The organism is Maritimibacter alkaliphilus HTCC2654, from assembly GCF_000152805.1.
Taxonomy (GTDB): domain Bacteria; phylum Pseudomonadota; class Alphaproteobacteria; order Rhodobacterales; family Rhodobacteraceae; genus Maritimibacter; species Maritimibacter alkaliphilus.
Genome location: NZ_CH902578.1, coordinates 3,131,451 through 3,149,446 on the forward strand (window position 1 = coordinate 3,131,451; position 17,996 = coordinate 3,149,446).

Consider the following 17,996-nt stretch of genomic DNA (forward strand, 5'->3'; position numbering starts at 1 on the left):
TATCAACAAAGACTTGGATATGACCCGCCGCAGCCCATATCCCTTGGGCACGATCCGTGAAAAGGCTTTCCGCATGACCGACCCCGTTCTCGACCTGACCGATGCCAAGCTGAGCCTCATGGGCAATGCCGGGCCGGTCGATATCCTGCGTGGCATCACGCTATCGGTCGCACGGGGGGAGACGTTGGGGCTGACGGGGCCAAGCGGTTCGGGCAAATCATCGCTCCTGATGTTGATGGGCGGGCTGGAGCGCGCGACCTCAGGCCGGGTGGCCGCTTTGGGCCAAGACCTCGGGCCGATGGATGAGGATGCGCTCGCCCGCTTTCGTCGGGATCATATGGGTGTCGTGTTCCAGTCATTCCACCTCATCCCGACGATGACGGCCATTGAAAATGTCGCGACCCCGCTGGAACTGGCGGGAACCCGCGACGCCTTCGACCGGGCCGAGGCGGAGCTGGAGGCGGTGGGGCTGGGCCATCGAAGCGGGCACTACCCGTCGCAGATGTCGGGCGGCGAGCAACAGCGGGTGGCGCTGGCACGGGCCGCCGTCACCAGGCCCGAAATTTTGCTGGCCGACGAGCCTACGGGCAACCTCGACGGGGCCACCGGGCAGGCGATCATGGACCTGCTCTTCGGGCTGCGGGATCGCCACGGGTCGACGCTCGTGCTAGTCACCCACGCACCGGAGCTGGCCGAACGCTGCGACCGGGTCATCGGATTGGCCGACGGGGTGCTGGCGTGAGCGTTGCGTGGCGTATCGCCCGACGGGAACTGCGCGGCGGTCTCACCGGGTTTCGTGTCTTTCTGGCCTGCCTCGCGCTGGGTGTCGCGGCGATTGCGGCGGTCGGATCGGTGCGCTCCGCCATTCAGGCGGGGATCGCCGAACAGGGGGCCGTGCTGCTGGGGGGCGATGCCTCGGTCCAGCTGACCTATCGCCGGGCGTCGGCGGACGATCTGGACTACCTCGCGAGCGTGGCGGATGAGGTGGGGGAAGTGATCGACTTCCGCTCGATGGCGCGGCTTCCGGGCGATGCCGATACGGCGCTGACGCAGGTCAAGGCGGTAGATGGGGTCTACCCGATCTATGGTCAGACCGTGCTGGACCCGGTCATGCCGCTGGACGAGGCGCTCGAGCTGCGGGACGGTTTGCCGGGCGCGGTCATGGCGCCGCTTCTGGTGGAACGGTTGCAGATCGCGCCCGGCGACACGTTTTTCCTCGGCTCGCAGGAATTTCGGCTGTCGGCGCGGCTCATGTCCTTCCCCGACGATGGCTCCGGCGGGTTCGATTTCGGCCCGCCCACCCTGGTTCATATCGACGGACTGGCGAACTCAGGGCTTATCACCGAAGGCACGCTGTTCAACTCGGAATACCGGATGCGGCTGCCCGACGGGACCGACCTTTCCGCGCTGGAAGCACAGACGATGCAGGCGATGGCGGGGTCCGCCCCGCGCTGGTCCGACGCCCGCAACGGCGCGCCGGGGGTGAGCGAATTCGTCGATCGGCTGGGCAGTTTCCTCGTGCTGGTCGGGCTTGCGGGGCTGGCCGTGGGCGGTGTGGGGATTTCGGCGGCGGTGCGCAGCTATCTGGACGAAAAGACCGAGGTGATCGCGACGCTCAAGACGCTGGGGGCCGGGCGCCGCACGATCTTTGCCGTCTATGCGTTTCAGATCGGGGTGCTCGCGGTGATCGGGATCGTGCTGGGGCTGATCCTTGGTGGGCTTCTCCCCATCGTCTTCGGTCCGATCATCTCGGCGGCTCTTCCCATCCCCGCCGACATCACGATCCGCCCCGGACCCTTGGCCGAAGCGGCCCTTTACGGCGTGATCGCTGCGGCGCTGTTCACGCTCTGGCCGCTCGCCAAGTCTGAAAACGTGCGCGCCGCGGCGCTGTTTCGGGATGGTGGCACGCCGGAGGGCTGGCCGCGCCTGGTCTATGTGTTGTCGACGGGTGTCCTCCTCGCCCTACTCGTGGGGGCGGCGACGTGGTTTTCGGGCATGGAGCGGATCGCGCTCTGGTCCGCTTTCGGCATCTTAGTGGCGTTTCTGCTGCTCGTGGGCGCTGGCCGTGCGGTGAAGGGGCTTTCGCGTCGGCTGGCCCGCACACGCGCGCTGCGCGGGCGGCCGATGCTGCGCATGGCGCTGGCGTCGGTCGGCGGGCCGGGGAACGAGGCGGCCTCGGTGGTGCTGTCGCTGGGGCTTGGTCTTTCGGTTCTCGCCGCCGTGGGGCAGGTGGACACCAATCTGCGCGGCGCGATCCAGCGCGAACTGCCGGACATCGCGCCGAGTTTCTTCGTCGTCGACATCCAGCCCGACCAGATCGACGCGGTGCGCGACCGGGTGACGAACGATCCGAAGGTCAGTCGGATGGACGCGGCCCCGATGTTGCGGGGGATCATCACGCAGATCAACGGGCGCGACGCGAAGGAGGTCGCGGGCGATCACTGGATCGTCGAGGGCGACCGGGGCGTGACCTATTCCGCCGCCTTGCCGGACCGGACCAAGATCACGGCAGGCGAATGGTGGGCCGAGGATTACGCAGGCGACCCGCTTATCAGTTTCGTGGCCGAAGAGGCCGAGGAAATCGGGCTCGAGATCGGCGACACGATGACGATCAACATTCTGGGGCGGGAAATCACCGGAACGCTCGCCAGTTTCCGGGACGTGGATTTTTCATCCGCCGCGATGAACTTCACCATCGCCATGAACCCCGCCGCGCTTTCCGGTGCACCGCACAGCTGGCTCGCCACGATCTATGCCGAGGACGACGCCGAGGCGGCACTCATGCGCGATATCACCCGGACCTATCCCAACATCACCATGATCTCGGTCAGCGATGCGATCGGCCGGGCGACCGAGTTGCTGGGCACCATCGCCGCCGCGATCACCTATGGCGCATTGGTCACGCTCGCCACGGGTGCGGTCGTGCTGATCGGCGCGGCGGCGGCGGGCGAACGCGCGCGGACCTATGAGGCGGCGGTGCTGAAGACGCTGGGTGCGCCGCGCGGGCGCATCCTTGCCGAGTTCGCCTTGCGCTCGGCCATCCTCGGCGGGGCGGCCGGGATCGTCGCGGTGTTCGCGGGGGGACTGGCGGGTTGGGCGATCTCGACCTTCGTGATGGACACGACGTTCGTGTTCGAGCCGGTCTCGGCTGCGGACATCGTGATCGGCGGGGTGGTCGTCACGCTGCTCGCCGGGCTGGCGTTCGCGTGGCGGCCGCTTTCGGCCCGGCCCGCGCGGGTGCTCAGGGCGCGGGAGTAGGGGGCGGCTCTTTCTTGCGGCGGAGCGGTCTTGCGTCCTCTCCCGCATACCAATCCTCGTCCCGCGTCATCCACATGGTCGCGGCCAGCGCGATAAAGGCCAGCGTAGAGCCTGCGATCAGCGCGTAATCGGTGGATTGCAGGATCAGGTAGAGCACGGCGTAGAGCACCACCAGCATGACGAAGAGCACGCTGGTGCGCGCACCGAGTTTCAGCCCGAACCAGCCGAACATGGTGATAAGGATGATCGTCGCGGCGGAGGACAGCAGATAGGCCGTGCCGAACCCGATCTGTTCGGCATAGGCGACCATCAGCAGCACGAAGGTCGTCTGACTGAGACCGATCAGTATGTATTGCACCGGATGCGCGGGCCGCGTGGTATGGCGGTCGATCAGAAGCACGGTCAGGAAGGTCAGCGCGATGAACAGGATGCCGTATTTCGCCGCGCGAAACGCCTTTTGGTAGAAATCGTTGGGCTCATAGTAATCGACGCCGAAGGCCATCTGGTTGCGCATGGCGTCGGTATAATCCTCGCGGCTCAGTTGCGGCAGGGTGCGCGCGAGGTGCGGGATCGTCCATGTCGCCTCGAACCCGTCATCTGTGATGGTCGAGCCGTCGGGCAGAAAGCCCCCGGTGAAACTCGGGTGCGGCCAGTCCGAGGCGAGCGTGACGGCGGTCTGCCGCCCCACCGGCGCGATCTTCAGCGTCTGCGCCCCATTGAGGCCCAGACGCATCGAAAACGCCTCCATCCCGCGCGGATCGCCCAGATCGGCTGTGATCCCGGCGCTGTTGCCGGCGGATGCGAGCGGTTCGATTGCCACGTCTTCGCCGTCGACGGTCAGCTCGGCCACCCCGCGCAGGGCGGCGTTGGAGCTGATGTTGAGGATGAGGTAGGCGGCATCCCAGCGAATGACCTCCTGCCCGCGCGCTTGGGCTTCGATCTGGTCGGTCGGAAAATCGAACGCCATATCGACGTCCGCGCGATAGACCGGCACGTTGAAAATCCCGCGATGGCGAATCTCGGTCGTGGTGTCGATGGTCACGTCGAAGCGGTCGGGATTCACGTAGATCGAACTGCGCCAAACGGTTTCGCGCTTGGTCACGCTTTGCAGCACCGGGTTGCCGTTGCCATCGGTCTGAATGTTGCCGGTCGCAGGGTCCGTCACCTGCTCCTGCACCACCCGGTCGACGGTTTCCTGCACCGGGACGACGAGGATCGGGCCGGATATCACCTGCGCGCCGCCCCATTCGCGACCGACCTCGACCATGGCGTCGCGGGAATAGTTCTTGCGTGAATTGATGACCTCGGAAGCGAGGATCAGGGGAATGACCATGAGGATGGTCAGAATGCCGACGATGAGAAACCGAAAGCCCAGTGAACGCCGCATGAAAATCCTCCCTGAATGGGCGCGATCATGCGGCGGAACGACGGGGTGCGCAATGTTCTTGGGCGGTGGGGCGGTGTTCATCGCCGGGCTTGTGCCCGCTCTTCGCGATGAGAGCGCCGCGTGCCCGACGAGCGGGACGCAATAAAAAGCCCCGCCGGAGCGGGGCTTTGGGATCGTTGGGCCGGCCTGTGCCGATCAGATCGTGCGCTGCACCATCTTTTTCTTGATCTCCGCGATGGCCTTGGCCGGGTTCAGACCCTTGGGGCAGGTCTGCGCGCAGTTCATGATCGTGTGGCAGCGGTAGAGTTTGAACGGATCTTCCAGATCGTCCAGACGCTCGCCCGTCGCCTCGTCGCGCGAGTCGATGATCCAGCGATAGGCGTGGAGCAGCGCGGCGGGGCCGAGGTAGCGTTCGGAGTTCCACCAGTAGCTCGGGCAAGAGGCCGAGCAGGAGGCGCACATGACGCATTCGTAAAGACCGTCGAGCTTCTTGCGGTCTTCGATCGACTGGCGCCATTCCTTCGCCGGGGCGTTCGTCTTGGTTTCGAGCCACGGCATGATCGACGCATGTTGCGCGTAGAAATGCGTGAGGTCGGGAACGAGGTCGCGCACGACGTCCATGTGCGGCAGCGGATAGATTTTCACGTCGCCCTTGATCTCGTCGAGACCGTAGATGCAGGCGAGGTGGTTGCCGCCGTCGATGTTCATCGCGCAGGAGCCACAGATCCCTTCGCGGCAGGAGCGGCGAAAGGTCAGGGTCGGGTCGATCTCGTTCTTGATCTTGATGAGCGCGTCCAGAACCATCGGCCCGCAGGTGTCCATGTCGACGAAATAGGTGTCGACGCGCGGGTTCTGGCCGTCATCCGGCGTCCAGCGATAGATCAGGAACTTGCGCACGTTCTTGGCGCCCTCGGGCTTCGGCCAGGTCTTGCCGGTCCGGATGCGCGAGTTCTTGGGGAGTGCGAATTCAACCATGGATCTCTCTCCTTAGAACGTCCGCGCCTTGGGCGCGATTTTCTTGAGTTCGATGCCGCCCTGATCCTCTTTCGTGAGCGGGTCGAGGATGACGGGGCGGTAGCTCAGCGTCACCTTGTCGCCGTCGACGCGGGAGATCGTGTGCTTGCGCCAGTTCTCGTCGTCGCGGGCGGTGTGATCCTCCATCGCGTGCGCGCCACGGCTTTCCTTGCGGGCTTCGGCGCCGACGATGGTGGCCAGCGCGTTCGGCATGAGGTTGGTCAGCTCCAGCGTTTCCATCAGGTCCGAGTTCCACACCAGCGAGCGGTCGGTGACCTTGAGGTCGGCCAGCTTGCCCGCGATGGCGGTCATCTTCTCGACACCCTCTTTCAGCGTCTTGTCGGTGCGGAACACGGCGGCGTCGGCCTGCATCGTCTTCTGCATTTCAAGGCGCAGTTCGGCGGTCGGCGTGCCGCCGTCGGCGTGGCGCAGCCCGTCGAAACGGTCGAAGGCCGCGTCGATGGAAGCCTGGTTCGGGGTCGGCACCGGGGACTTGGCGTCCACCACCTCACCCGCGCGGATCGCGGCGGCGCGGCCGAACACGACGAGGTCGATGAGCGAGTTGGAACCAAGGCGGTTCGCCCCGTGGACCGACGCACAGCCCGCTTCGCCCACGGCCATCAGGCCCGGCACCACGGCGTTCGGGTTGTCTGCGGTCGGGTTCAGAACCTCGCCATAATAGTTCGTGGGGATTCCGCCCATGTTGTAGTGAACGGTCGGCAGAACCGGAATCGGCTCTTTCGTGACGTCCACGCCCGCAAAGATTTTCGCGGATTCGGAAATACCCGGAAGCCGCTCGGCCAGCGCCTCAGCGGGCAGGTGGCTGAGGTTCAGGTGGATGTGGTCGCCCTCGGCCCCGACACCGCGCCCTTCGCGGATTTCCATCGTCATCGAGCGCGAGACGTAATCGCGCGGGGCGAGGTCTTTGTATTGGGGCGCGTAACGCTCCATGAACCGTTCGCCCTCGGAGTTGGTGAGATACCCACCTTCGCCGCGCGCGCCCTCGGTGATGAGACAGCCGGAGCCGTAGATGCCGGTCGGGTGGAATTGCACGAATTCCATGTCCTGAAGCGCAAGGCCCGCCCGCGCCACCATGCCGCCACCGTCACCGGTGCAGGTGTGGGCGGACGTGGCCGAGAAATAGGCGCGGCCATAGCCGCCCGTCGCCAGCACCACCATCTTGGCGTTGAAGACGTGCATGGTGCCATCGTCGAGCTTCCAACAGACGACACCCTGACACACGCCGTCATCCGACATGATGAGGTCGATTGCGAAGTATTCGATATAGAACTCGGCGTTGTTCTTGAGCGATTGACCGTAGAGCGTGTGCAGGATCGCGTGACCCGTGCGGTCGGCGGCGGCGCAGGTGCGCTGCACGGCCGGGCCTTCACCGAATTCGGTGGTGTGGCCGCCGAAGGGACGTTGGTAGATCTTGCCCTCTTCGGTGCGCGAGAACGGCACGCCGTAGTGTTCCAGCTCATAGACGGCGGCGGGCGCTTCGCGGGCGAGGTATTCCATCGCGTCCGTATCGCCCAGCCAGTCGGACCCCTTCACGGTGTCGTACATGTGCCACTGCCAGTTGTCGGGGCCCATGTTCGACAGCGAGGCGGCGATGCCGCCCTGTGCTGCCACCGTGTGCGAGCGGGTCGGGAACACCTTGGTCACGCAGGCGGTTTTCAGACCCTGCTCGGCCATGCCCAGCGTCGCGCGCAAGCCAGCGCCACCGGCACCGACCACGACCACATCGTATTCGTGCGTTTCGTATTCGTATTCAGCCATGTCTTGTCCCTCAGGCGCCCAGCGAGATGCGGATGACGGCGTAGACGCCGACGAGCGCGAACAGCGTGCAAAGCAGGCGGGTGGCGATGATGATCACCATCCCGGCGCGGCCATGCACGTAATCTTCGACGACCACCTGCACACCTTGGAAGAGGTGCAGGAAGGCGGTCAGGAAAAAGGCGATCGCGATGATCGCGTTCACCGGATGCGCGTATGCGGCGCGCACCGCTTCGTATCCGTCGCCAAGGTTGTAGGCGAAGGGAAAGACGAAGAGCGGCACGAGGAACAGGAGCGCGATGGCGCTGATCCGCTGTTCCCAGAAATGCCCGGTGCCCTGCTTGGCGGAGCCAAGGCCTTCGACGCGGGCGCGGTCGGTCTGATAACGCATGTTGTCCCCCTTATCCGACGATGATGGTCACGATGACCATGACGACGGCGAAGCCGATGCCGATCAAGGCCGAGCGGTTCACGGTTTTCTGTCCGAAGTGCGAACCCGTGTCCCAGATCAGGTGCCGAACGCCGTTGGCGAAGTGCAGCCAGAGCGCGCAGATCGACAGGAAGAACACGATATCCCCGAACCATGAGGTCAGGACCGCGCTGGCCGTCTCGAAATACTCGGGCCCCGTTGCGAGCGCGAGAAAATACCAGACGATCAGAACGCCGGAAAAGCCCATGGCGACGCCGGTGATCCGGTGCAGGATCGACAGTTTCGCATTGAGCGGAAGGCGATAGGCCTGAAGGTGGGGGGAGAGCGGGCGGTTGCCCTGGTTCACATCAGCCATGAAGCGACCTTTCGATGCAGTTGGCGACGAGCTGTTTGCAATTCGGCCCCATCCATAGACAAAATTGACCGAGAGTCACGGGTGGATTCCACCAAATCGCGTTTGATCGGCGCTAACGTGAAGATTTTGTGGCATTTGTGATCACGGTCAAAGTCCGCGTGATCACAAATTACCAATCCGCCATTTCTGCGAGGAAATCGACATATTCGGTGCAGATCGTGATCTCGCGATATTCCGGGTCGTAGAAGGCGTTCGCCTCGCCGCAACCCGCGTATGAGATCACCAGATCGTCGTCGAGGCTGAATTCCGCGTTCAGCGCGTCGATCTCGTCGAACAGAAGATCGGCGATATAGTCGTCCCGCTCGAATTCGCCCGCCACGAAGGTTTCTCCTTCTCCGGCCTCCGCCATCGCGTCGAGGATCTGTCCCCATGAGTTGTTGGCCTGATTAAACTCGTCCTCGCACCATTCGGAGCGTTCCTCGGGCAGGCCGAGCTCCTCGGCCACGTCGTCCCGCTCGTCCGGGTTGGCGCCGTAAAAGATGCAGACGAGGTTGTAATACCGCTGTTCGTCCGGCCCATGCACGTCCCAGAACATCGGTTCTTCCCCGGCCTCGCGGGCCATGTCCGCCTCGGTCAGGAACCCGAAGGCCGCGTCATAGGCGATGCCGACCGCGTCCTCTCTTCCCAGAACGCATCGACGAGCAGGATCGACAGAACATCCGCCGCGTCCTCCTCCTGCCCGAAGATCGGCACGTCCTGAATGTCGATCAGGGCGTGGCCCAATTCGTGATAAAGCGTGGCCAAGATGTTCGATTCCACGAAGGCTTCCACATCCTGCGCCACCGCAAGAGACGGCAGTCCCACAAGGGCCGCCGTGGCGAGTTTTTTCAGCAATTCGGTATCCCCCTAGCGGGCCATATTGGCCAGTTCTTCCCCAAATTCCGTGCAGATCTGAATCTCCAGCAGGCCCGGGTCATAAAAGGCATTCGCCTCGCCGCAGGGGATCACGCTGATATTCAGTGTCTCGGGCAGAACCATCTCGGCATTCAGCCGTGCGACTTCGCTCCGCACGAAACGGGTCAGATGGTCGTCCTCGTTCATCACCCAGTCGAGCCGGATGGTCTGCCCCGGCGCATCGGTGACCAGACCATCCAGAACCGCGTTCCATGACGTTTCCGCAAGCGCATATTCCTCGTCACAGGTGCGCGCCCGCGCTTCGGGCAGATCGAACAGATCGACAAGGTCGGCCCGCATGTCGGTATCGACCCCGTACATGAGACAGGCGAAATTGTAATAGCGTTGCAGGTCCGGCCCATGCACGTCCCACAGCGAAAGGTCGTCGCGATGCTTTCCCGCGCCTTCCGCAAAGAGCCAGTAATTGCGGGCCACATCCCCCGCCATGCGCTGCACCGTCACGTCGTCATGCAGCCGGTTCATCAGGACGACCGCGAAGGTGTCGGCCGCAAACTCCTCCGGCCCGTAGATCGGCAGGTCCAGCAGGCCGATCAGCGCATGGGCCAGTTCGTGATAAAGCGTCTCGGTGACGTTCGCCTCGACATACAACTGCACGGGATCGACGCGGGCAGGGGCGGCCTGAAGGGTTTGGCCGCCCGGCTTTGCGAAGGTGTAGAAATCCTTGTCCCCTTCGGCGTGCGCCGGAGAGAGAGACAGGGCGAGGGCGATGGCAGCCGCGAAACGCATGTCTACATGAGGGCGCGAACCGCGGGCGCCGTCAAGAACTAGCTGTCACGGCACCGAAACCGAAACCGCGCCGCAGTCGCCTCGGCATCGGTCGGTCCGACATACATGACCTGACAGGTTTCCGTTTCCTGCGGGAACCTCAGCAATTCACCGGGAAGCAGGTTATGCTCCTCGCCGTTGAAATAGACGCCGGCCCAGGTCTCGCTCCCACTTTTGAAACGGTGGAAGCCGAGGCTCGCGAAATCGCCGTCCGGCGCGTCGAGGTCGACGGCGCTGTTGGGTGGCAGGTCGAAGACACCGCTGAAGACGCGCAGGTAAGAGCCGCTTTCGCCACTGTTGTCGGCGGATTCGGCCAGAGCCTGCGAAACGCCGCCCAAGGCGCTGATGGCCTTTTCCAACTGTTCGTCGTTCTGGGGCGCGATCCCCTGATCCGAGATCGACGTGGCAATGCTGTCGAGACTAGCGACGAGGTCGTCGATGGTGCTGACGGTCGTATCGGTCGCGCGATCGAAAAGGGCGAAACCGGCGACGCCGGCAGCCAGCAATCCGCCGACGAAGCCAAGCCCCTCTTTCAGAAATTTCATGTGCGAATACCCCTAAGTAACGGGGTCATCACATCGGCATCAGCGCCCAGTAGTCAAGATCGAGCATCACGTGGGGCAGGTATTTCCCGTCCTCGCCCTTGAGCGCGAAGTCCTGAATGCCGCCTTTGGTCGCCACCAGCCGCAGACGCACCGCCCCCACGCCGGGCGACGGGGTTTCGGCCTTGTCGAGCACTTCGGACCATGCGCGAACCGTGTCGCCCGCAAAGCACGGGTTGGCATGGGCGCCCGCGTTCAGGCCGACGATCATCTGCGCGTTTGCCAGACCGTTGAAGCTGAGGCTTCGGGCCATCGAAATCACGTGCCCGCCGTAGATCAGGCGCTTGCCGTCCTCGCGGTTGGTCGCGTCGAAATGCACCTTGGCCGTGTTCTGCCACAGGCGCGTGGCGATCATGTGCTCGGCTTCCTCGACGGTCACGCCGTCCACATGGTCGATCTTTTCGCCGATCTCGTAGTCGCCGAACCTGTGCCGCTCGCCCGCCAGCTTGAACTCGTAGCGCGAGAAGTCGAGCCCTTCGGGGATCACCAGATCCTCCACGGGCACGACCTGTTTCAACTCCGGCACCAGCGTGTCCGGCGCATCGGCGGAAAGGTCTTTCTTCCGCACCATGACCCAGCGGATATATTCCAGCACCGGCTCGTCATGCTGGTTGTAGCCAGTCGTCTTGACGTAGACGACGCCCGATTTGCCGTTCGAGTTCTGCTTGAGCCCGATCACCTTGGACTCCGAACGCAGTGTATCGCCCGGCCAGACCGGTTTGAGCCAACGCCCTTCGGCATAGCCAAGGTTGGCGACCGCGTTCAGGGAGATGTCCGGGACGGACTTGCCGAACACCAAATGGAACGCGGCAAGATCGTCGATCGGTGAGGCATCCAATCCGCAATCGCGCGCGAATTCGTCGGAGGAGTAGAGCGCGTGACGGGCCGGGTAGAGCGCGTGATACATCGCACGCTCGCCCCCCGATACCGTGCGCGGCACGGCATGGGTAATCACTTCGCCGATGCGATAATCCTCGAAAAACCGGCCCGGATTGGTCTTTGCCACGCTATTGTTCTCCCAGCTTGATGTCGGGGTGGTAGTCGCCGGGGGCGTCCTTGGTCACGGCCTGACCGCAGCGCATCACGCCGTTGGCCGCGTCGAAGGCATAGGTCGGACTGCCGTGAAGCACCCAGCCCTTGTTCAGGGCCGCCGTCACCTTGTGGCAGAACTCCGACGTGTCGTCGGCGGACAGAAATCGATAGAGTTGCATGGCTGCTCCTTATCCGAACGCCGGGTAGCCGAGCCAGTAGTGGACGCCCGCGATGGCGGCAAAGACGACGACGGCACCGACCGCGGCCCCGATCTCCTTGCCGACCGGGAACGGCCCGGTGTTCTTGGCGGGTTTGGCCTGACGGTTGATGAGGATCACCTCGATCACGGCCCAGGCGAGCAGGCCCCCGAACAGCACGAAGGACGGCATGTCGCCGTTCACCAGCAGGTGCGCGATGGCCCATGTCTTGACGCCGGTAAGCTGCGGGTGGCGGATCTTGGACGTGATCCACGTCTTCATGCCGGATGCCGCGAACAGGTAGACCGCGAACAGCATGAGCAGATTGTTGATGCCCACCATCGCGGGGCTGCGGCCCCAATAGGCCGACCCGTCCCACATCCGGTAGCCGATCACCATCAGGACGATCCCGACGAGAGACAAAAGCGCGACAGGCCCCTTGGCCTTGTCGCCCATATTGGCGCGCGCCTCGGGCGCGATACGTTTGAACAGATGCGCGAGCGTCCAGATGAGGACGCCCAGAATGAGAACGAGCATGGCTTATCCTTCGAGACTGGCGATGGCCTCTGCTTTCGCGAGCAGAGCTTTCGCGGTCACGATATGCAGATTCTCAACGATCTTTCCATCGACGACCGCCACGCCCTGTCCCGATGCCTCGACCTCTTCGAAGGCTGCGATCTGGCGGCGGGCGAGGTCGATGTCGGCCTCGGAGGGCGCGAAGAGCTCGTTCGCGATGTCGATCTGGGCCGGGTGGATCAGCGTCTTGCCGTCGAAGCCGAGGTCGCGGCCCTGTTCGCATTCCGCGCGCAGGCCGTCGTCGTCCTTGAACGCGTTGTAGACACCATCGACGATCAGGGCACCGGCGGCACGGGCCGCGATCAGGCTGATCTGAAGGCTGGTCATGACGGTGGAGCGGTCGGGCGTGACGCGGCAGCCCAGTTCCTTGACCAGATCGTTGGTGCCCATGACGATCCCCGCCAGACGCGGGTGGGCCGCGATCTCGCGCGCGTTCAGGATGCCCTCGGGCGTCTCCATCATGGCCCAGAGCGGGACATCGGGAATCATGTCGGCCAGCGTTTGCAGATCGTAGGCCGAGTTCACCTTTGGCAGAAGCAGCGCGTCGATTTCGGCGCCCTGCATCGCTTCGACGTCCTGACGCCCCCAGACCGTATCGAACCCGTTGATCCGCACGATCCGCATCCGGTTGCCGAAGCCGCCCTTGTCCAGTTCCGCGCGCAGGGTGGCCCGTGCATCCGCCTTGGCGTCGGGGGTCACGGCGTCTTCGAGGTCGAAGATGATCGCATCGGCGGGCAACCCCCGCGCCTTGTCCAGCGCCCGCTCTTTCGAGCCGGGAATGTAGAGCACGGAGCGGACGGGGCGCGTCGATTGGGTCATGATTCTACCTCTGAGCAATTTTGTTGCGCGAAACCAACATGGGGCGCACGAATTGGCAAGGGTCAATGTGCCGCAATGCAGAAAAACGCGGGCGAGACGACGCAACGCTCCTGCCGTTAACCAAACTTTCGGGGATGTGGCGCGAGGATGAATGCACAAGCCGGGCGACGGAGGCCCAATGCGGTTGGCCATCACGCCACGGGGACAAGCCCGGCGATGTCACAGGGTTTGCCGTCGGAATACCGGCTGGCCAGCAAGCCCCGACCTGAAGGACCGAACCATGAAACGGACCCTTATCGCATCGACCTTCGTCTGCCTGTCCACGCTCGCCGCGTCGACCGCAGTCGCCCAGACCGCCAATTGCTCGACCCGTGACCATGTCGTCGGACACCTCGCTGACCGTTTCGGCGAGGCGCGCCAGTCCATCGGACTCGCGTCCGGTAACCGGATCGTCGAGATGTTCGCCTCGCCCGAGACCGGCACATGGACCCTGACCATGACCACGCCCGACGGGCGCACCTGCATCATCGGTGCGGGCCAGGCCTGGGAACGTGTCGAGGACGAGGTGACGCCTGCGGGCCAGCCTACGTAAGCGCATCCGCGATCAGCTTGGTCCCGGTGAGGACGAGGAGCGTGTATGTGATCGTGAAGTAAAGGCGCTCGGGGATGATGTCGTGAAGTTTGACCCCGAGCCAGACGCCGATCACCGCGGCGGGAATCAGCATTACGTCCGCCTTGAGCGACTGCCACGTGAAGATGCCCAAAAACATATAGGGCACGAACTTCATCAGGTTGATCGCCCAAAACACGAGGACGGTGGTCGCCTGATACGTCGTCTTGTCCAGCCCGCGCGACAGAAGGAAGACCGCGGCGGGCGGGCCGCCGGCGTGACTGACGAACGAGGTGAAGCCGCCCACCGTGCCCGAGATGAGCCCGCCGGTTCGGCCCATCGGCTGCCGGGCGGGCCGAAGCAGCCCGAATTTCCGCGCCAGCTGAAACGCGACGAACCCGATCGCGACGGCGCCGATCAGCAGCCTGAACAAATCCGGATCGGCCAGATGGTAGAAGACCGCACCAAGCGCCACACCGGGAATGGCGCCGAGGATCAGCATCAGTGCTGCGAAGCGATCCCACTTCTTCCAGTAGGGCTTGAGCGCGGTGACATCCATCAGCATGAGGAGCGGCAGCATCAGACCGACGGCCTGGCCGGGTTCCAGAATCAGCGCCAGAAGCGGCGTCGCGGCAAAGGCCGCACCGGACCCGAAGCCGCCCTTGGATATCCCCGCGAAGATTACGGCCGGGATCGCGACGAGGAAGAACATGAGGTCGATTTCCAAAGCGCGCGCTCCCCAAAGTCTCTGATTGCCCACACCTTTAGCGGTATCAACGGGGCCTGCAAGGCATCCTGCCGCAATGCAGCGCCCTTGCGCCGTCTGGTGAACGGGGCTAGGCAGCGCGAGGACAGTAAAACCTGATCGGAGATCAATCACATGGCTCGACCCAAGATCGCGCTCATCGGCGCAGGCCAGATCGGCGGCACGCTCGCTCACCTCGCCGCCCTCAAGGAACTCGGTGACGTCATCCTTTTCGACATCGCCGAAGGCACCCCGCAGGGCAAGGCGCTGGACATCGCGGAAAGCGGCCCGGTCGAAGGCTTCGACGCGGCGCTGAAGGGCACGAACGATTACGCCGACATCGCGGGCGCGGACGTCTGCATCGTCACCGCCGGTGTGCCGCGCAAGCCCGGCATGTCGCGTGACGACCTCCTCGGCATCAACCTGAAGGTGATGAAATCGGTCGGCGAAGGCATCCGCGACAACGCGCCGGATGCTTTCGTGATCTGCATCACCAACCCGCTCGACGCGATGGTCTGGGCGCTTCAGCAGTATTCCGGCCTGCCGCCGGAGAAGGTCGTCGGCATGGCGGGCGTTCTGGACGCCGGTCGTTTCCGTCACTTCCTGTCGGTCGAATTCGACGTGTCGATGAAAGACGTCACCGCCTTCGTGCTGGGTGGCCACGGCGATACGATGGTGCCGCTGGTGCGCTATTCGACCGTCGCCGGTATCCCGCTCCCCGATCTGGTGGAGATGGGCTGGACGACGCAGGACAAGCTCGACGCGATCGTGCAGCGCACTCGTGACGGCGGCGCCGAAATCGTCGGCCTGCTCAAGACCGGCTCGGCGTTCTATGCGCCCGCCGCCTCGGCCATCGAGATGGCGGAAGCCTATCTCAAGGACCAGAAACGCCTGCTGCCGTGCGCGGCATGGGTCGATGGTGCGCTGGGCCTGAACGGCATGTATGTCGGCGTTCCGACCGTGATCGGTGCCGGCGGCATCGAGCGCATCGTGGACATCAAGATGACCAAGGACGAGCAGGCGATGTTCGACAACTCGGTCGAAGCGGTGAAGGGCCTTGTCGAAGCCTGTAAGGGCATCGACTCGAACCTCGGCTGATCGCAGTCCACAGGTAAGTTTCGAGAGGGTCGGGCGGTTGTCCGGCCCTTTTTCGTTTTTGGGCGGTGAAGGGGCTGCGTTAACCTTTGGCGAGGTTGCGTGGCGTTAAGTCGCTGAAAAACAGGGGATATTTTTGGGAAGGATACTAGAATCCTAGTATCCTAGAATTCTGACACGCGCGTCCAAGAGCCCCATCCGAACCACGCCCCACCGTCCCTCATCCTGGCGCAGGCACCGCAAGCAACGCGCCCCGACGTGCCGCCACTTCTGCGGCAAGCTCGTCCAGATGCGGGGCAAGGGCGTGGTCCAGCCGCGCGCCGGTCGCATCGAATTCCACCTGCGGAGCGTGACGCGCGACGGTGCCCTCAATATCGAACGGCACGCTGTGCAGCGCCCCGCGCGCCGACAGGGTCGCCAGCGTGTCAGCCGACAGTCGATAGGTCCGGTCGAACCGCTCGAGCGCCGCCGCTCTCACGTCCTGCGCCGCGATGATTTCGCGCAAAGCGGCGTAACGTGCCGGCCGCATCAGGATGCGCCGCTCCGATTGCACGGCATAGCGGAGTTGCTTCACGGCCCAATGCGTCGGCGTCAGCCCTTCGAAATGCAGAATGCGCATCTTTTCGGCTCTGCGCCGCGGCCGCGGCCCGTCTGGCCCCATGACCCGGTGCGTCACGACGTGGTGCGGCATGTAGGCGGGCACCATCGGCTTGGCCGAGGCATAGCCGGCCATCCCCTTCGGCTCCAGAAAGCGGGCGTCATCGCCGTAAACGTCGGCCAGCCCGCCCTCGACCGTGCTGCGGAACGCACCGGCGAAAAGCCCCGTGTCGCCGAGCGCCAAGACCCGTTCCCACGGCGGAACGGCCAGCCAGTCCGCGTCACCCACCGCGTCCACGTCGTGCCAGACCCCCTCCGGTGCCCAGAGAAACTCGTCCGCGTCCAGATGGATCAGCCAATCCGCCAGCCCCTGTGCCACGGCCCACCGGAAGTTGGTGTTTTGCCGCGGCGTCTGTATGTCCGGCTGCCTGTCCCATCCCAACGCGGCCCAATGCGCGGCGTCGCAGCGGATCACGCGCACGCCGTCCAGACCGTCCAGCACCGCCGCCGCCGGATCGTCAGGGTCGTCGAAGAACAGCGTGACTTCGGCCCCCATGTCGAGGTGATGGCAGGCGAAGGCGAGCACGAGGTCGATAGGTTCGCGCACCGTCGCGACCACGCCCCAACGGCGATCAGGCATTGCGTCGGGCCTGACGCTTCTGGCGGACGATGGATTGCGCGCGGGCCGAAAGCTCGGCCCGATGCAGCCGGTCGAAGCCTTCTGCGCTGAAATCCGGCGAAAGATGCGGGGCCACTCGCGCGACCGCCCCCGCCACGTCCACAGGGTAATCAAAGAGCGCCCCGGCCTCGCGCAATGTGGCGGCCTCGTCCTCGTTCAGGCGATAGAGCGCCTCATAGACCCGCGCCCCGGCCCGCTCGGGGTTCGGCGCCTGTAGGATCGCGCCGATCGAGGCCATGCGCTGAGTGTTCAGAAGCTGGTTCATGGCCGCGCCCTGCTCGGCATATCGCAGGTTCTTGAGCGCCCAATGCGCGGGCGTGATCCCGTCGAAATGCAGGATGCGCGCGCCCGGTGCCGGGACCGACGGGCGCACCGGCGCCCCTTCGGCGTCGCGCACCTTGTGGATGGCCAGAAACCCCTCGCCGACGCGGGCCATGGCCTTGCCCGCGGAATAGCCGCCCATGCCGCCCGACAGCGCCGCCGCGCGCTTGCCATAGACCCGTTCCGCCAGACCGGGCATGTCATGCAACGGCCCGCGAAAAATCCCGCCGTAGATCTCGCCGTCCGGTGCCGTCTTCCAGCATCTCTCGACGTTGGGAATGTGAAGCCACGCGCCTTCGTGCACCTGCGCCAGCTCATCGGCCAACGGCCCCGGCAACCAGAGCAATTCGTCCGCATCCGCGTGAAGCAGCCAATCCAGATCGCTTTGCGCCATGACCCGGTTCGCATTCACCGTCTGTCGTTTGGTCTGAAGCGCAGGTGGCTTTGCGAACCCGGCCTCTCGCCAGTAGTCGGCGTCGCATAGCGTCACCGTGACACCGGGGATGGTCGCCGCCACCTTGGCCGCCGGGTCATGCGGCACGTCGAAGAACAGGTGAACCCTCTCTGCCCCCAGCGCGAGGTGATGGCAGGCGAAGCCCACGATCAGCGCGACCGGCTCGCGCACCGTGGCCACGACGCCCCAACGCGGCGGTTTTCCCGATGCAGTCGATACGTTCTGTTTCACTTGGGGGTCATTTGTGCCGTGATTTGTGTTAAGCTAGGGTCATTGACGGCTTCAAGTCCAGTTAACCCTTTTGTTTTG

General features: G+C 64.4%; 18 protein-coding genes and 1 pseudogene. 4 read left to right on the forward strand and 15 right to left on the reverse strand.

Features of this window, described 5'->3' with window-relative positions; genetic code table 11:
- Positions 1–73 precede the first annotated feature (73 nt).
- Positions 74–742 (forward strand): ABC transporter ATP-binding protein, encoded by a 669-nt coding sequence (locus RB2654_RS16315; protein WP_040885122.1) that lies wholly within the window; start codon positions 74–76, stop codon positions 740–742.
- Entirely contained in the window at positions 739–3,258 is a 2,520-nt protein-coding gene (locus RB2654_RS16320) for an ABC transporter permease (RefSeq protein WP_008333874.1), read from the forward strand. Before RB2654_RS16315 ends, RB2654_RS16320 begins: the two co-directional genes overlap by 4 nt.
- Here the strand turns inward: RB2654_RS16320 and creD are convergent.
- The 12 genes and pseudogenes from creD to RB2654_RS16380 all read right to left on the reverse strand — a co-directional run bounded on the left by creD (position 3,242) and on the right by RB2654_RS16380 (position 13,186).
- Positions 3,242–4,645 (reverse strand): cell envelope integrity protein CreD, encoded by a 1,404-nt coding sequence (creD, locus tag RB2654_RS16325; protein WP_008333875.1) that lies wholly within the window; start codon positions 4,643–4,645, stop codon positions 3,242–3,244. The genes RB2654_RS16320 and creD overlap by 17 nt on opposite strands.
- Positions 4,646–4,840: 195 nt before the next feature.
- A complete protein-coding gene (locus tag RB2654_RS16330) occupies positions 4,841–5,620 on the reverse strand; it encodes a succinate dehydrogenase iron-sulfur subunit (RefSeq protein ID WP_008333876.1) in 780 nt (259 codons plus the stop codon).
- A gap of 12 nt (positions 5,621–5,632) precedes the next feature.
- Positions 5,633–7,438 carry a succinate dehydrogenase flavoprotein subunit gene (sdhA, locus tag RB2654_RS16335; protein WP_008333878.1) on the reverse strand — a complete coding sequence of 602 codons (1,806 nt, stop codon included), beginning with the start codon at positions 7,436–7,438 and terminating at the stop codon, positions 5,633–5,635.
- 10 nt (positions 7,439–7,448) lie between these two features.
- The gene (gene sdhD / locus RB2654_RS16340; RefSeq protein WP_008333881.1) at positions 7,449–7,826 is read right to left on the reverse strand and encodes a succinate dehydrogenase, hydrophobic membrane anchor protein; all 378 of its coding nucleotides are present in this window, start codon (positions 7,824–7,826) and stop codon (positions 7,449–7,451) included.
- A gap of 10 nt (positions 7,827–7,836) precedes the next feature.
- Positions 7,837–8,220: a succinate dehydrogenase, cytochrome b556 subunit gene (gene sdhC / locus RB2654_RS16345; RefSeq protein ID WP_008333883.1), complete on the reverse strand. Its 384-nt coding sequence runs from the start codon at positions 8,218–8,220 to the stop codon at positions 7,837–7,839.
- A 169-nt stretch (positions 8,221–8,389) separates the two neighbouring features.
- A complete protein-coding gene (locus RB2654_RS23925; protein WP_008333885.1) occupies positions 8,390–8,842 on the reverse strand; it encodes a DUF4344 domain-containing metallopeptidase in 453 nt (150 codons plus the stop codon).
- Between the two features lie 11 nt (positions 8,843–8,853).
- A pseudogene (locus RB2654_RS16355) lies at positions 8,854–9,921 on the reverse strand (DUF4344 domain-containing metallopeptidase).
- 38 nt (positions 9,922–9,959) lie between these two features.
- On the reverse strand, positions 9,960–10,505 hold the full coding sequence (locus tag RB2654_RS16360) for a hypothetical protein (RefSeq protein ID WP_008333890.1): 546 nt from the start codon (positions 10,503–10,505) through the stop codon (positions 9,960–9,962).
- A gap of 28 nt (positions 10,506–10,533) precedes the next feature.
- Entirely contained in the window at positions 10,534–11,568 is a 1,035-nt protein-coding gene (locus RB2654_RS16365) for a MaoC family dehydratase (protein ID WP_008333891.1), read from the reverse strand.
- Between the two features lies 1 nt (position 11,569).
- Entirely contained in the window at positions 11,570–11,773 is a 204-nt protein-coding gene (locus RB2654_RS16370; RefSeq protein ID WP_008333892.1) for a DUF1737 domain-containing protein, read from the reverse strand.
- Positions 11,774–11,782: 9 nt separating this feature from the next.
- On the reverse strand, positions 11,783–12,328 hold the full coding sequence (locus tag RB2654_RS16375; protein ID WP_008333894.1) for an NnrU family protein: 546 nt from the start codon (positions 12,326–12,328) through the stop codon (positions 11,783–11,785).
- A gap of 3 nt (positions 12,329–12,331) precedes the next feature.
- Complete coding sequence (locus RB2654_RS16380; protein ID WP_008333896.1) at positions 12,332–13,186, reverse strand: HpcH/HpaI aldolase/citrate lyase family protein; 855 nt, start codon at positions 13,184–13,186, stop codon at positions 12,332–12,334.
- 280 nt (positions 13,187–13,466) lie between these two features.
- On the opposite strand from RB2654_RS16380, the gene RB2654_RS16385 reads away from it, so the two are divergent.
- On the forward strand, positions 13,467–13,778 hold the full coding sequence (locus tag RB2654_RS16385) for a hypothetical protein (RefSeq protein ID WP_008333898.1): 312 nt from the start codon (positions 13,467–13,469) through the stop codon (positions 13,776–13,778).
- Here RB2654_RS16385 and RB2654_RS16390 read toward each other — a convergent pair.
- Complete coding sequence (locus RB2654_RS16390) at positions 13,771–14,523, reverse strand: sulfite exporter TauE/SafE family protein (RefSeq protein WP_008333901.1); 753 nt, start codon at positions 14,521–14,523, stop codon at positions 13,771–13,773. The genes RB2654_RS16385 and RB2654_RS16390 overlap by 8 nt on opposite strands.
- Positions 14,524–14,676: 153 nt before the next feature.
- On the opposite strand from RB2654_RS16390, the gene mdh reads away from it, so the two are divergent.
- Positions 14,677–15,639, forward strand: coding sequence for a malate dehydrogenase (gene mdh, locus RB2654_RS16395; RefSeq protein WP_008333903.1), 963 nt, complete (start codon positions 14,677–14,679; stop codon positions 15,637–15,639).
- Between the two features lie 217 nt (positions 15,640–15,856).
- Here mdh and RB2654_RS22540 read toward each other — a convergent pair whose 3' ends face one another.
- Complete coding sequence (locus RB2654_RS22540) at positions 15,857–16,873, reverse strand: glycosyltransferase family 2 protein (RefSeq protein WP_008333905.1); 1,017 nt, start codon at positions 16,871–16,873, stop codon at positions 15,857–15,859.
- Positions 16,866–17,918, reverse strand: a complete 1,053-nt coding sequence (locus RB2654_RS22545) for a glycosyltransferase family protein (RefSeq protein WP_050771982.1) — start codon at positions 17,916–17,918, stop codon at positions 16,866–16,868. Before RB2654_RS22545 ends, RB2654_RS22540 begins: the two co-directional genes overlap by 8 nt.
- Positions 17,919–17,996 lie beyond the last annotated feature (78 nt).